12 protein-coding genes and 1 tRNA gene are annotated in these 15,070 nt (G+C 57.5%); 5 read left to right on the forward strand and 8 right to left on the reverse strand.

Annotated elements, in window-relative coordinates; genetic code table 11:
- The first annotated feature begins 147 nt into the window (after window positions 1–147).
- Window positions 148–1,644, forward strand: coding sequence for a CoA-acylating methylmalonate-semialdehyde dehydrogenase (locus XI02_RS34460; RefSeq protein ID WP_172647150.1), 1,497 nt, complete (start codon window positions 148–150; stop codon window positions 1,642–1,644).
- A gap of 435 nt (window positions 1,645–2,079) precedes the next feature.
- On the opposite strand, the gene XI02_RS34465 is transcribed toward XI02_RS34460, so the two are convergent.
- The 5 genes from XI02_RS34465 to XI02_RS34485 form a co-directional block, all read right to left on the reverse strand.
- A complete protein-coding gene (locus XI02_RS34465) occupies window positions 2,080–2,415 on the reverse strand; it encodes a hypothetical protein (RefSeq protein ID WP_197971360.1) in 336 nt (111 codons plus the stop codon).
- A 182-nt stretch (window positions 2,416–2,597) separates the two neighbouring features.
- Window positions 2,598–3,371, reverse strand: coding sequence for a hypothetical protein (locus XI02_RS34470; protein WP_172647149.1), 774 nt, complete (start codon window positions 3,369–3,371; stop codon window positions 2,598–2,600).
- Window positions 3,372–3,598: 227 nt separating this feature from the next.
- Window positions 3,599–5,494, reverse strand: a complete 1,896-nt coding sequence (locus XI02_RS34475) for a hypothetical protein (protein ID WP_194483254.1) — start codon at window positions 5,492–5,494, stop codon at window positions 3,599–3,601.
- Between the two features lie 2 nt (window positions 5,495–5,496).
- Window positions 5,497–6,003, reverse strand: a complete 507-nt coding sequence (locus tag XI02_RS34480) for an ABC-three component system middle component 5 (RefSeq protein WP_172647147.1) — start codon at window positions 6,001–6,003, stop codon at window positions 5,497–5,499.
- Window positions 6,000–7,199: an ABC-three component system protein gene (locus XI02_RS34485; RefSeq protein WP_172647146.1), complete on the reverse strand. Its 1,200-nt coding sequence runs from the start codon at window positions 7,197–7,199 to the stop codon at window positions 6,000–6,002. The genes XI02_RS34480 and XI02_RS34485 overlap by 4 nt, the downstream gene beginning before the upstream one ends.
- A 1,395-nt stretch (window positions 7,200–8,594) precedes the next feature.
- Between XI02_RS34485 and XI02_RS34490 the strand changes: the two genes are divergently transcribed.
- Both XI02_RS34490 and XI02_RS34495 read left to right on the forward strand, forming a co-directional pair.
- Window positions 8,595–9,020 (forward strand): hypothetical protein, encoded by a 426-nt coding sequence (locus XI02_RS34490; RefSeq protein ID WP_172647145.1) that lies wholly within the window; start codon window positions 8,595–8,597, stop codon window positions 9,018–9,020.
- 336 nt (window positions 9,021–9,356) lie between these two features.
- Window positions 9,357–10,451, forward strand: a complete 1,095-nt coding sequence (locus tag XI02_RS34495) for a tyrosine-type recombinase/integrase (protein WP_244981042.1) — start codon at window positions 9,357–9,359, stop codon at window positions 10,449–10,451.
- 12 nt (window positions 10,452–10,463) lie between these two features.
- Here the strand turns inward: XI02_RS34495 and XI02_RS34500 are convergent.
- Window positions 10,464–10,535, reverse strand: a tRNA-Glu gene (locus tag XI02_RS34500).
- A 118-nt stretch (window positions 10,536–10,653) separates the two neighbouring features.
- Here XI02_RS34500 and XI02_RS34505 point away from each other — a divergent pair.
- Both XI02_RS34505 and XI02_RS34510 read left to right on the forward strand, forming a co-directional pair.
- On the forward strand, window positions 10,654–12,030 hold the full coding sequence (locus XI02_RS34505) for a tyrosine-type recombinase/integrase (RefSeq protein WP_018273347.1): 1,377 nt from the start codon (window positions 10,654–10,656) through the stop codon (window positions 12,028–12,030).
- A 274-nt stretch (window positions 12,031–12,304) separates the two neighbouring features.
- The gene (locus tag XI02_RS34510; RefSeq protein WP_026191834.1) at window positions 12,305–13,651 is read left to right on the forward strand and encodes an IS5 family transposase; all 1,347 of its coding nucleotides are present in this window, start codon (window positions 12,305–12,307) and stop codon (window positions 13,649–13,651) included.
- 82 nt (window positions 13,652–13,733) lie between these two features.
- Here the strand turns inward: XI02_RS34510 and XI02_RS46500 are convergent, their stop codons facing one another.
- Window positions 13,734–13,973 (reverse strand): excisionase family DNA-binding protein, encoded by a 240-nt coding sequence (locus XI02_RS46500; RefSeq protein ID WP_035632478.1) that lies wholly within the window; start codon window positions 13,971–13,973, stop codon window positions 13,734–13,736.
- A gap of 679 nt (window positions 13,974–14,652) precedes the next feature.
- Window positions 14,653–14,787, reverse strand: coding sequence for a hypothetical protein (locus tag XI02_RS46080; protein ID WP_256438780.1), 135 nt, complete (start codon window positions 14,785–14,787; stop codon window positions 14,653–14,655).
- Between the last annotated feature and the right edge of the window lie 283 nt (window positions 14,788–15,070).

The raw sequence follows: 15,070 nt of genomic DNA on the forward strand, positions 1-15,070 counted from the left end.
ACTCACGGCAAGGCGCAATCTCGCTCCGCATGGCACCTTCGTGTCGCGGAGTCTGAACTTCGGTGTTCGTGATCCGAACGGAGACCAACTCGCGTTGGACTCACGCAGCGCGGTATTCTATGTCGCCTTCAAACGAGGTAAAGGCATATGCGTTCTATTGGGCATTTCATCGGTGGCAAGGAGGTCAAGGGCACGTCGTGCCGCACGGCCGACGTCTTCGAGCCGATGACCGGCGACGTCCAGGCCAAGGTGGCGCTGGCCTCCAAGGCCGAAGTCCGCGCCGCGGTCGAGAACGCCAGGGCGGCGCAGCCGGAATGGGCCGCAATCAACCCGCAGCGCCGCGCCCGCGTCATGATGAAGTTCGTCGAGCTGGTGCAGCGCGACTACGACAAGCTCGCCGAGCTGCTCGCGCGCGAGCACGGCAAGACCGTTCCCGACGCCAAGGGCGACATCCAGCGCGGCCTCGAGGTCGCCGAGTTCGCCTGCGGCATCCCGCACCTGATGAAGGGCGAGTACACCGAAGGCGCCGGCCCCGGCATCGACATCTATTCGATGCGCCAGCCGCTCGGCGTCGTCGCCGGCATCACGCCGTTCAACTTCCCGGCGATGATCCCGATGTGGAAGTTCGCCCCCGCGATCGCCTGCGGCAACGCGTTCATCCTGAAGCCCTCGGAGCGCGATCCCGGCGTACCGATGAAGCTCGCCGAACTGATGATCGAAGCCGGCCTGCCGGCCGGCATCCTCAATGTCGTCAACGGCGACAAGGAAGCGGTCGACGCCATCCTGGACGATCCCGACGTCAAGGCGATCGGCTTCGTCGGCTCGACGCCCATTGCCCAGTATATCTATGAGCGCGCCGCGCAGACCGGCAAGCGCTGCCAGTGCTTCGGCGGCGCCAAGAACCACGCCATCATCATGCCCGACGCCGACATGGACCAGGCGGTCGATGCGCTGATCGGTGCCGGCTACGGCTCGGCCGGCGAGCGCTGCATGGCGGTGTCGGTTGCGGTACCCGTCGGCAAGACCACGGCCGACCGGCTGATGGAAAAGCTGATCCCGCGCGTCGAGTCGCTCAAGATCGGCACCTCGGTCGATCCCTCGGCCGACTACGGCCCGCTGGTGACCCGCGAGGCGGTCGAGAAGGTCAAGAGCTACATCGACATTGGCGTCAAGGAAGGCGCGACGCTCGCCGTCGACGGCCGCGGCTTCAAGATGCAGGGCTACGAGAACGGCTTCTATCTCGGCGGTTCGCTGTTCGACAACGTCACCAAGGACATGCGGATCTACAAGGAAGAAATCTTCGGCCCGGTGCTGTCGGTGGTGCGCGCCAAGGACTATCACGAGGCGCTGGCGCTGCCGTCCGACCATGACTATGGCAACGGCGTTGCGATCTTCACCCGCGACGGCGACGCCGCGCGCGACTTCGCAGCCAAGGTCAATGTCGGCATGGTCGGCGTCAACGTGCCGATCCCGGTGCCGATCGCCTATTACACCTTCGGCGGCTGGAAGAAGTCCGGCTTCGGCGATCTCAACCAGCACGGCCCGGACTCGGTCCGCTTCTACACCAAGACCAAGACGGTGACCTCGCGCTGGCCGTCTGGCGTCAAGGACGGTGCGGAGTTCTCGATCCCGACGATGAGTTAGCGGATCCGCCGCCGACAGCGGATGAGCTTCATCGAGCTCGTGAATGTCGGCATCGCCCTCGGGCGTTTCCTCCCTTGACTAGCCCAGGGGCTTCTAAGAGTCCCTGGGCTATTTTTACGCCGCACTTCTGGTGGTGTTCGCGCATCGGATGTTATGGAATCTGCGCTCGCTTGCGCATTGAAGCGCGGGAGCGCCAACGAACACAATCACCACTTCTGCTCTGGAGACGAAAGAAGCCGCGTTAGTTCGTGAGAGCTTCCATCCGCCCAGCGCTTTACTCGGTCTCGACGCCATCAGGCATCCGCGGCGTTTCACTATCCACGGAGCAATTGCTACATGTGCGTGGTGCGCGCCCCGTCACTGCCAAGAGAGCCCTGGTATGCAGCACGAGCAGAACTCTCAGCGAAGAGGCGAAATCCTGGCAAACGGTGCACTTCACTCGCGCGTCGGCGCTCGCATGTGTTCAAGAATTTGCAAGAGACGAAACGCCGGATTGTTGGCGTCGGATGTCGAAGAGCTTGCCAGTTCGCGCAGTTCGTCGATAGCATCCCGGTACATACTGTTTATGAAAAGTTCAAAGCCGATACCCCGTAGCGGCGCAATCAAGCCCGGACGAACGACCGGTGACCAGAACATGAAGCGGGCGTTGAAGTCAGGAAGGTGAAGATGTCGCTCAGCATATAATTTCTGTCGCGCATGCTTGTCGGTCAATTTAGCTATGGTGGCTTCGCCACCTCCGCCGATCAGCAATCCATCCAGATGCGTGGTCACCTCGCACGTTGCGGTTGACGAAATCAAAGCCAATCACGTCAAGCTCGCCGAGCGCCTGAAGACCGCCGCCCTGCGGGCGGGCGTTGTAATCAACCACGCTGCATCCGAGCACGAGCTTTAAATAGGCTCCGACAAGATACTCACCCATCTCAGTCGGCATTGCCTTTGCTCTCCATTTCGTGTCAGGTTTGACTGTTATGCTCGGGGCCGCCATTAAATTCGATGAACTGGCCGGTTCGCTCATCGTGTCGCCAACATGCTCGGGTGACGTGCCCACCAGAGAACGTGCCGCGATATCGAATGATTACCCAGAAAAATAGCTCTTTGCCGCCCAGGTCCGCGGCGTCCCCCTGATAGGGGTCAATTATCACCTGATCCCAAGGAAGCCCTTCATACAAGTCGTTCCGTGGCTCGCCCGGCACAAGGACAGCGGATACCGCAAGGGGATGGTTGTAGTCGTAGTTCGCGGGCGGCAGCGGCTCATCGTGCACGCTCAGGCTGACTTGCATGTGTTCGATGACGGCAGGAAGCTTTCCGTAGTTTGCGACCGAGTATTTGACACTCAATGTCGTTCCAGCTTCCCCTTCATACTCCCAATGGTCGATCTTGAGAGAGCTGACATTGTAGACGAAGACATATGGACGCTCGATTTTAGTGAGCGTGTCTTCAGCAACGCGAGCTTGGCGCGTGGCCGCGGCCGATACGACCTTAGCATCTTCTAAGCTGACACGGATCAAGCGAAGCTGATAAATGAAAAGGGCAGCTTGGGCTGTTGCCACAACGAACTGTAGCCCAGTGAAAAAGCCACTGGCATCCTTAGAAAACCAACCCCATGCCTCGCCTGCTCGCGCGGCTGACATAAGCACCATTCCCACCGCGAGAGCGGCAACTGAGAGCAAGCAACCTATAACGACCTCGGGCACCCGTCGTGCCCCCCTCACTGCTGTGTCATCCATGCTGCAGCTCGTCTCGTTAACTTTGAACGTCATTGATCGACCGAATAGCTTCGCCAATACGGTCATTCAGTTGCGCACGCACGTCGAACGCCTGTGGAAGCACGTCACACTCCTGCGGCAGAAGTTGCCGGCGCCACTCATCGCCCTGGCGATAAGCCATAGATCGAGATGGTGTTCGCGGTGCATCAGCAAAGCCCTCACGGCTGATCGCTGTCGCAACCGGCCACTTACCTCAATGCAAGCGTCTTTTTTTGGCGCGTATACTTTGGCCCCACCGTGAGACCGCTTTTCTCAAGCGTGGGGTCCATCATCGACGTTGTAAAGATGATTTGGTGCGGGAACTTCGCCTTCTGCGATTCGCGAACAATGAGCCGCTGATAATTATGGCTACGCTCTTGCTCCATTCCCTTGTCCTCGATGTTATCCATCAGCAAGAATTTTGGGTGCCAAAATTCGGCATCATAGCAGGCAGCAAGAAACAGCGACAGGATAGCGGTGTTCTTCAGCACGACATTGCTGCTTTCGGCGAAATTCATTTTGTCATTGACGAGCATTGCATCGTCGCCAAAATTGACAGAGAAGGACTCCGGGTTTTCAAAACTGTCTTCTCGCGGCAAGTCTTCAGTTAAGAGACGCCGACCGATCGCGCTAACAGCGCTCATCGCCTTTCGGGTCCTCGCCATAGATGAAGCTTCTAGAGTCTTCAATCTCGCCCTCAGGCGATCGATTTCGTCATTCAAATTGGCTCGCTCTTTAGAGAGTTCATCGATCTTTTGTATCGTCGCTCGCAATTCTTCAAGATATGCGATTTCGTGCTCAAGCCGGCCTAGGCGTTTGTTTCGCTCAGCTAGAAAACCTTCTCGTGGCGAATTGCTGACGTCGTAGCGCCCCGCGAACTCAGCAACTGCAACCGCATAATCGCGCCGCCCGACTCGCAACTCACCCTGCAGCGCCTCGAACTCCGCGGCTTTCGACTTCAGAAGCTGCTGGGATTCGCGCACCTGAAGCTCATTGTCTATCTTGAGTTCGAAATACTTCGACTTAGCCTTATCCTCATCGATCTCCTGGTGGCATACGAGGCAATGCTTACTATCAGCGCCGTCCAGGGGCTTCAGACATGCCGGGCAATACTGAAATTCGATCGTACCAAGCTTCTCTGACAGTTCTTCTGATGCACCTAGTGAAGCCAGCTGGTTTGTGAGGTGCTCTACGAACAATCCTATTTCGGAAATCTCATCTGCGAGGTCACCTGAACGCTGCTCTTGTTCCTGAAGGTCAGAGGCCAACTTTCGCAGCTTGGTTTGCATTGCGCGGCGATCAGCAACGAATTTATCGGACTGTTCACTGGCGACATACGAATCCACGTTGGCGATCTCGTCTTGAAGCACGGTCCTTTGAGAGACAATCTCACCAATTCGCGTTTCCAATGCAGCGATCGACGCTAGGCCTTCCGACCTCGGCAAGGTGAGCAACGTGGCTTTGTAGACCCGATCTTTCTCCGCATAATCGGAGTTTAGCTGACGCAGTTTGATCTGGGTCTCGTATAGTTCATAGCCATTCACACCAATCACTAGCTGCCCAACAGCTTCACGAATATCGCGAGTATCGAAGCTCTCAAATCGGAAGAGCTTTCCTGCCGGGGTTTGCTGATCAGAATAGAGAAGCCTCATGATCTGATGCATCGTGACATTCGAATTGTCGACGTTTGGCGCCTCCGGGATTCCCGCCGCTCTGAAAAGAATTTGTGTGAAAGATAGCTCTTTGCCTCCGGGCGGACGCCGAATGGGAACTCTTTGCCATTCGTCAATTCCCCTCGAAAGCGAGTCCTCTAGTCCTCCATAGAAGACGAGGACTGGCTCTTGCCTACTCCCAACGTTTCTGTGAACGGTCAGCAGAGAGCTTCCCGTCTCGATCTCCAGCCGGACAGCGCTGCATTGCGCAGCCGCATCTTTCCAGCGATCGAACTCGCCACCAAGGCCGTAGAAAAGGAAATCCGATATCGTCGATTTCCCGGAGCTGTTTTCGCCGCGGATGATGTTGACGCCGCGATGAAACACCTCATCGTATACGGCTTTGTTTCCGTGGGCGATCCGTACACGGTTGACTGCGAAGAATGAAACCAATGCTATGTCCCCAGACGCCTAAGGCCTGTAACCGCACGCAAGCCGCCCTTGCCTTGCCCAATTGATGCGAACTCTGTCGTGAGGAAATGAAGCACACCTTCTTCAGTCGGAAGGGCTAGTCGGCCTTCCATACCGTTCGCGAGCGCGCTTCCCGTCTCGCTAAGACTGTATTGATCCTTGTCAACAAGTTCGAGGCGAAGAAGCCCTTTTCCCGTCAGGTTGTGAAGAGCCTGGGATTGTATCCCACCCATCTTGCCGTAAAGGATTGGCGGTGACGGATAATTTAGAAAGGTTTGGTCGGGCTTCCTGACTTTTAGGGAATTAAACGCACGCCGCACGTCAGCCGTCATGTGCGTGAGGTGCAGCAGACTTGGATTGGCCAGATAAAAGTCTGAGATGAACAGACGATCGCGAGTGGGCGCCGTGCCCTTCCATCTGACCAATAGCGCGAGATACCGACGTATCGTGTCATAAACATCAAGCTGGGCGTACCACTGGCGATAGCTCATGGCTTGTCCCATCGGATATGACAACGCTCAGTCAGGAAATAGAGCGCATTCATGATCGTTACAGCTGTGGCATTCTTGTCGGCATACTTCGCGCTGAGCGGATCCACCACATGCGTTTGAACGGCTGCTAGAACGGTTGCGTTGTCGGCTCCGCCGCAGATTAGCGGATGGAATATCAAGCTCTGAAAACGCTGCTCAATGTCGGCAAGTAGATTGTTGTACAGAGTGGAGGACGCAGTCTTTAGTCCGTGCTTCGCGAACGAGCGCGCAAACTTGTTCTGTGCATCATTGGCGTAGCCGTACTCGTGCTCGCGCCCTGCCGCAGTCATTTTCTCAAATAGGTCTCGCCGATCGCGACTGCTATCCTCGCCTAGATCGTCGTCGTCAAACGGCGCAGCCTCGTCTAGTTCAGCGACGGTGACCACGGGCACCAGCTTCTTTAGCTTTCGCAGAACGCTCGTATAGACCAAGCTGCTGCGGTTGCTCGGCTTACAGATATTCAAATGATCCGCATCGATCGGAATGGGCATGCTTGCGTTGACGCCGGGATCGGCACTTTTTGCGTCCACGATAACCGCCAGCTTATGAGTCTTGTACATCTCGTGGTAAGCGGTGACATGGATGTTGCGGGTCTGACAAAACGTCCGGAAGCTGGCGTTGAGTTCATCAAGTTGGGAACTATCTTCCAGGAGCTTATCAACATGCGGAGAACTAAAGCACCCGGAGAACGTTTTTAGAACATCAGCCAAACTGGACCCGCTATGAGGAGTGGCAAGGAACAGCACACCCCAACAATTGTCTGCAACCTTATGCCAGTCTTCGTCCGGCGACTCCTTAGCCGTGCGGAGGATTTGCTTGACGAGAAGACCTCCCAAGCTGTGACAAACGAAAACTAATGGGCGGCTCCCGCACTCGTATCCCGCCAAAGTTTCGAGGACATTCTTCGCGCGTTGGTAAAGGTCCATTTCCTTCTTTGCCCATTGAGCAAAGAGACTTGCCGGATAGCCCAGCGTGTAAAAATTGAGATGCGGCAAATCTGTTACTAGCCATTTCGGCCAGTAAGGTCCCTCAGCTTCATGGGTTCCTTTAGACGACCACGTTTCGACAGGATCACCAGTTAGACCATGCACGAAGATGACATCCGCGGAGCCGCCGTTTGCTGAAATTGTTGCAAAAAAAGTCGAGCTAGTGGACAAGCGAAACTCATTGAATCGGGAATTTGCAACCTAAGAGATATCGCAGTTTCCGCAAGTAACGTAAGATGTTTTGTCCTAGACTAAGGTCGGATCGTTCACAGGCCGGCTTCAACGCGAAGCCCGACTTGAGGCAACAACGCTAGTAGCGTCTCGCCGCCACCATAGGGCTTCCTTCGAATTGTGAGCGCCGGCTAGAAAGAAGCTGTGAGATTAAGGCTGCAAAGGTAATCTGTATCCAACGCGCCACCCATAAGTGCCACACAAACACAGATCGCCGGACCGAAAAATACAATAAAATCAATATGAACCAAGATCACCGCCTTAGTTCAATCCTGTCTGGCGGGTGCTACTTCTTGACGACGCTCTTCTCCCCTTAGCAATCCGATCCGCGCAAATTTATGAGCGTGGGCGGCGCGAGCTTGTGATTGCGGTAGTCCGCCACAGCGTCTGATCTGTTCGCGAGGATAGGATTTGTTGAAAACTATCAGGATGCGATCGGGGCTGTCGCCCTCGCGCGTCAGTTTAGCCGACGTATTCCCAGACTTTGCCTATTCGAGGCGGGAGAACCGCTTAGAAAGAAGATCGTGTCCACTGGCGTGGCGTAGCTGGCGGCGGTTACCGCGTTGCCGGCGAGAGCTGGCCTGATCAGCTGGCGATAGCCTGACGGCTGACGGTCGGATCATCACCCAATGGCGCGACAATTTACAGCGTCATGTAGCGGGCACGCTGGACGGCCCATTCGCGCGTCACTTGGAAAGGTCTTACTGGAAGCCGGAATACGTGGCTGGGGTGGCAGGTAACGAACTGACGAAGCTCCAGTTCGGGATTATTTGCTAGCTCGGTTAAGCGAGAGAGATTCAAACGGAGCTCTCCACAAAGGCTTTATTTCCCGCAAAATTCCGTACCGTACCGATTTCCAACGTTCTAGCATTCGGAGAAAAATGCATTCTCCGGCCCTATTCACGGCTCGCTTTTAGTACGGCCGGCATTCTCCGGGTCAAAAAACACGCGAAAACAGCCGGGTTTTCGGGCCTGTCTTCGTGTCTAAGTGCGAAACTTAGGTGCGAAGTGGCGGATCGTCAAAGACTCGAACTTGCAGTGCGGCCCTGGCAATGCGGCCCTGGCAATGCGGCCACCCCGCCAGCCGGCGAACACCATTAGCTATTTCACCAATGACTTGACTTTTTCATCAGATAAATCTCCTATGGATCAAATGCGAGGATCGAGTCGGTGGCAACGCCGGGGGAACTTTGTAGCAAGACCGCGGAGCTCTTGGGACTCCAACCGAACACAACCTTAATTGCCTGGCGGGCTTTGAGAGAGGATCGTCAAGTCACGACAGGAGGGCGGGGCAAGAGCGCAGCTCACTGCGTGCCCTCAGACGCAGCGAATTTATTGATCGCCACCATCGGGAATCTTCCGTTGCAAAGCTATGTGAAGAGCTGGGAGCGATTTTCGAGCTTAACTTGCACAAGGATACACAAACGGCGGGGAAATCCGATAAGAGAGATCAGCGGATTGGTACAGGGGCACTCTTTTCAAGAGGGCTTAACTGCGCTGATTGCATCCGCCATGTCGGGATCACTGCAAAAGCTCCCTCATCAGACGATCATCAAGGTTGATTTTCACGGCCCAATACCAGCCGCATCGATCGAGCTGGTTGGCGATATCAGTGTTTGGATTGGCTACGAAAACTCTGCTGATGAATTGTTGGACGTCCAACCCGAGCAAGCCGGTGACCTTGAACAATCAACAAGTATCAGCGGCAAAACGATCCTCGGCCTCGGTGAGCTTCTCCGAAGAAACGGGAGTTCGAATTGAGTAGCTCCCCTTTCAACAAGCACAATTTCGGTCGCTGCCCCAAGTGCGGCCATGTCACCGCTCTCAACTTCAAGCGATTGGTGTAATGGCACGGCAGCATGCGCTTCCACCGAACCTTGCGCCGCGGCTGATCGGCCGAAACGCCGCCGCTGCCTATGTTTCCCTTGCACCAAATACTTTCGACTCGCTCGTCCGTGACGGTCGGATGCCAAAGCCTCGGATTTTGACAAGTGGACGCAAGGCTTGGGACGTGAGGCTACTGGATCTGGCTGTTGATGAACTACCTCTCGACGGGGAAGACATTCTCGACGTCGACCGTGGATGGGACGACTAGTGATGCGTCGGAGGCTTCCGCCAAATGTTGAAAGGAACGTCGTCAAGGGACACGTTTATCTTTCGTATCGCGTGGGCAAAGGGGAAAGGACAAAACTTCCCAACGATCCGACCTCAGACGAATTCAAGTTCGCGTATGCTGCAGCTATCGCGGGAGAAGCGGCGAAAAGACCGAAGGTCGAAAAGGACATGGCGCGGTCCATCGGTGCGCTGGTGACGTCCTATCTGAACAGTGATGGTTTCGCGTCCCTCGGTGCGGGCAGCAAGGACGGCTACCGGAGCCGCATGGACCAGATACGTCGGGATCATGGACACCGAGCTGTTGCCGGCCTGACTAAGGACCGCATCGAAGAAAAAATCCTCAAGCCATTACACAATAGGCCCGGCGCCAAGATCGACACGCTTAAGAAGCTTCGTATCCTGATCCGGCACGCGAAGGACGATTTGAAGTGGCTTGATCGAGATCCATCCGAGGGGATCAAGCGCGGTAAGTCGAAGGAAATCCGAGCGTGGACAGATGCCGAAATGAAGGCCTTCGAAGATCGGTGGGAGTTTGGAACAAAGCAGCGCGCAGCCTACGAGCTGATGCTCAATGTCGGTACCGCGCGTATTGACACCCACCTGACGACATGGGTGCAGGCCGACGCCGATGATTTCCAGTACACGAGGCGCAAAACCGGAGTTTCTGTTCTCGTTGAGAAAGCGCAGTCTCTTCGCGCTGCCCTCGCCGCGCTTCCTCGCAAGCACGTCTGCATCTTGACCACCGAATGGGGCAAGCCGTTTACAGTCGACGGCTACAGCGGGTGGATGCGCGATGCGATGGCGGAGGCTGGGCTGCCGCTTGATTGCCGGCCGCACGGCCTTCGCAAGACCTTTGGCCGCCTCCTCGCTGACGCTGGCGCGACCGCTCACGAGATCATGGCCGCACTGGGCCATCTGACTCTCGCCGAAGCTGAACGGTATACGCGCGAGGCGGACCGACGCCGCGGCGGGCGTCGCGCAATCTTAAAGCTCGAAGATCACAAGGCGAACAGAATTCCCCAAACCTCTTCTGCCGGTTTGGGGAAACCGGCAAAAAGCGAAAGGAAATCAAAATGAAGGGAAGATCACTGGCGCTCCCTAGGGGAATCGAACCCCTGTTTCAGCCTTGAGAGGGCTGGAAACAGTTTCCGCCGGAGTTCGCAGTCGTTCGTCATAATATAGCCTTTTCAATAGTTTAGATAGACATCGTTCTTCGTTGTTCGGCTTTGTACGCCGATGCTTATTCGACGGATATTCGACGACTCCGGGTTCGTATGCCATGACAAAGACGCTCACTGAGGCTCAGATCACGACTGCCAAGGCGCGCTCGAAACTGGAACTTGGCGTACATTGGCGCCGCCTCGATGCCGGGGCGCATCTTGGCTATCGCAAGGGCAAGCGGAGCGGCGTTTGGTTCGTGCGCTGGCGCAATCACCATGAAGGAGCCAACTACAAGCAGGCGCCGGTCGGCATCGCCAACGACGTCAACGACAAACTTGCCGAAGGCACGCTGACTTTCGAGCAGGCGGTGACACAAGCGCGGGAACACGTCACCCGGTCCAGAACAGAAGCGGCGGCCCAAGCCGCCGGACCGGCACCCACCGTGCGGACGGCTGTAGAGACATACATCAGGGAACGTAATGCCCGTGATAGCCGACGGGCCGGTCGCGAGGTTCGATCCGATGCTGGTCACCGCTTACGGCGTTACGTTCTTGGTCAAGAGCAGCGTGGTAGCCAGGAAGCCGTTGAGGCCGCCTCTCTCGCCGCAGTCCATCTACACGCGCTACAGGAAGATGATCTTTTGACGTGGCGCGAGGGCCTTCCTGTAGAATTAAAGGCGACGACAAAACAGCGGCTCATAAACGACCTGAAGGCCGGGCTGAATGCAGCATGGCCTCGCCTGTCGGCGGAACAAAAGAAGCTGAACCCGACATTCCCTTCGATTGTGAAAGACGGGTTTAAAGCTGAGCGCATCGATGATGATGATGAGGCATCAGTCGCCCGAGATAACCAGGTCCTTACGGATGCGCAAATCGGCACCCTACTTCGAGCCGCGCGCGAGATCGACGATGAGCAGGGATTTGAAGGCGACCTACATCGCATTGTCGTGTGCCTTGCAGCCACGGGTGCGCGATTTGCGCAGGCGAGGCGGATGCGCGTCAGTGATGCACAACGGGAAGAGCAGCGCTTGATGGTACCAGGTTCCTACAAGGGACGTGGTGGCAACGGTGGCTCCGTTCCAGTTCCGGTGGGCGAAGATGTCATCGAACTCCTGTCGCCAGTCATTTTAGATCGCCCAAAAGAGGCGCCGTTGTTCGAGCGATGGAGCTACGAGCAGGAGGCCGGCAGCATCGTTTGGAGAAAGTCAGAACGCGGTCCTTGGAAGACGGCAGAACTTACTCGTCCGTGGCACGCCATCCGCGATCGCGCAGCGCTACCAGGGGCCATTCCCTATGCGTTGCGACATTCCAGCATCGTTCGCGGCTTACGAAACCGGCTCCCTATTCAACACGTTGCTAAGCTGCACAACACTTCCGTGAAAATGATCGAGCGACATTACGCGAAATATATCTCAACGGCGTTGGAAGATCTCGCGCGGGCGGCAGTTGTCCCCCTAGTACCGCGGCACGCCGAAAATTCGGTTGGGCGTGGATGATCAATGAGACGCGCTCGCCGGCGAACGCTCACTCTTAGTGGCTTCCACCACACGCCTGATAGTATCAGGCTTCAAGACTCGCGGCTTTTCGGACTGAGCCAGTGTAGTCGTCCGTGAAGATCGGCTAAGCGATTGAGGCAGAATCGCATTTGCTGGTGTGGACTGTTTTTGGATTGCAAGGTTTTGATGTTTCGAGCCTCGGAACCTTGCAATTTCATTTTCAGGATTCAGTCGAATCGCCAGTCATGATTCCGTGGTCGCGTCGGAGGTGACGATGCGACCGAAGAAGCAAAGGACGACGGGATCTGGCGATCTGTTCCGGGCCAGGCTGGACCAGATCATCAACATGAAGCACGAGCTGGTTCAGCTCGCCGGCAAGGTCGATTGGGACTGGATCGACGGCGAGATCGCGCCGCTCTACAGCGAGAACGGTCGGCCGGGGATCGCGACCCGCTTCGTGATCGGGCTGCTGCTGCTCAAGCAGATTTACGGCCTGTCCGATGAGGGGGTGTGCGAGCGCTGGGTCCACGACCCGTATTTCCAGTACTTCACCGGCGAAGAGTTCTTTCAGCACGCGTTTCCGCACGAGCGCTCGGACCTGAGCCACTGGCGCAAGCGGCTCGGCGACAAGCTGGAGCTGTTGCTGGCCGAGAGCCTGCGGGTGGCGCACGAGGCCGGCGCGTTACGCAGCCAGGACCTCAAGCGGGTCACGGTCGATACCACCGTGCAGCCGAAGGCCATCGCCTTCCCGACCGATGCCAAGCTGCTGCACGCGGCGATCAGGGGGCTCAACCGCCTGGCGAGGAAGCACGGGGTCAGGCTGCGGCAGTCCTATCTTCGCATTGCCAAGACCGCGGCCATGATGGCGGGACGCTACGCCCATGCCAAGCAATTCAAGCGGCATCAGCGGCAGTTGCGTATCCTGCGCAGCCGGCTGGGCCGGATCATCCGCGATATCCGCCGCAAGATCGAAGGTCAGGCCGTGCTCGAGAACGCGTTCGCCCTCCCGCTCGGCCGGGCCTCGCAGATCCGCTCGCAGCAGCAGCGCCAGCGCGGCTGGAAGCTCTATTCCTTCCACGCCCCGGAGGTGGAGTGCATCGGCAAGGGCAAAGCAGCCGCGCCTTACGAGTTCGGTGTCAAAGCCTCCATCGTCACCAACAACCGCCGTGCTCCCGGTGGCCTGTTCGTGCTGCACGCCAGGGCGCTGCCCGATAACCCCTACGACGGTCATACCTTGCGCGACGTCATCGACCGCACCGAGACACTCACCGGCTGCGCGATCGAGCGGGCCTATGCCGACAAGGGATATCGCGGCCACGACGCACAGAACCCGCGCCGTGTCTTCATCTCCGGCCAGAAGCGCGGGGTCTTCGGTATCATCAGGCGCGAGCTGCGCCGCCGCTCCGCCATCGAACCCATCATCGGACACCTGAAGACCGATGGTCACCTCGGCCGCTGCTACCTCAAAGGCCGCGCCGGAGACGCCGCCAACGTCATCCTCTCAGCCGTCGGCCACAACTTCCGCCGCATCCTCGCCTGGCTGAGGGGTCTTTGGCGCCTCTTCCTGGCCACCCTCATCGCAGCCATCAGCGACCGTTCACCGCTGCAATCGGCTTCTTAACGGACGACAGTGTAGGAGCCAATTCGCGATCGATACGGTAGCCGTGCCATAGTATCAGCTTCCGCACCTGCTCGCGTGGCCGTCATGAGGAGCTGCGAACCTGTCCAGTGTCGGCTGGTATCGTATCGACACCCACCAGAGCCAACAGAGATTGCACAATGACCAGACGACGGCGACCGACCGTCGTCGTGGTAACTCGACCATCCCCGATTAGTTCATAGATCTTGGTCCGCCCAAGACCTGTCGCTTCACAGGCCTCCGCGACGGTGCAGGTCAACCGCTGCGCAAACGGGAGGCGACGCAGATGGCTAGGCGCCGGCATATCTGCGACCGCACTACGTTCAACTTGGACACTGCTTTCGAAGTCCTGACCACGCCGTATCAAGATTACGTCTCCTCCATAATAGAACGAGCTAACCTGAGGCGCGCCGCATTCCACGTCAACGGAAGCAAAGGAGCAGAAGGGAGGGCATTAGCGAACGTCAGGAAGTGTCAGAAAAGACTCGGCTACGAAAGGCAACGTAGACTTTTTTCGTAACTAACATTGCAGGAATCAGTGGCGGCGACGGGTCGCATCGCCCAGTTCTTGCTTGCTCGACACGGCGTCCTTTTGCGCGACGGCGCGCAGGTGAGCGCGGGCAAAGGTACCATCGTCACTCCGCGGCTTGCGTAGGGCCGCATCGGCGAACGTGCGCAGACTTTTTGGCGTGATCGCGGGGCCGATACGCTCGATATGCGCGAGAGCGCGACCGGCGTCGCCGCTCGCCCTATCCCGTACCGCCTTTAGCTCGGCGATTCAATCCTTGAGCGACAGATCACTCACGCCATTCTCGATCCCGTCATAGAGGCGCTTCAACTTCGCTTCGGCCTCGGTCGCCCGCCGCTCCATTTCAGCGACGTGCTGACGGAGCCGCTCAAACCTACTTTCCCGATAGCTGGCGGCCCCTAGGCCTCGTCTCGGTGAACGTGTCCGACCGCCGATATCGGATCGGCGGTCGATTTCAGGAGCGAGGAATCAACGCCGAGGGCGCGAAGTGCTCGCGCGGCCACGCCATGCGACATTCCAGCGACGATTCCGGCGACATGAGCACCAGCAACGGACCATGGTTTTTCCGGATTGCGGCCAGCTCTTGCATGATCTCCCGACCAGAGGGGGCGGCATCATAGATACCGGGACTTGCCGGCATCGGCATATCGCGCGGGGCATCCGCTTTCAGACCGATTGAACGAAGGGCTTCGCCGTACTGCCGTTCGATCGCGCCCTTCAGGGCATCGGGCTCCCCCCGCCCAGGTGCCGTCCGGAAGATCGAGTGAGGCCAGCAAGAAGTGTTCGGCCCCAGGCTCCCGCTGCTGATCCTGCAAGGCGTAAGTTTCCGCCCTCTCGCAAAGAAACTTAATGGTGCCCATGTCGTTGAGCTT

The organism is Bradyrhizobium sp. CCBAU 21365 (genome assembly GCF_015291305.1).
GTDB classification, from domain to species: domain Bacteria; phylum Pseudomonadota; class Alphaproteobacteria; order Rhizobiales; family Xanthobacteraceae; genus Bradyrhizobium; species Bradyrhizobium elkanii.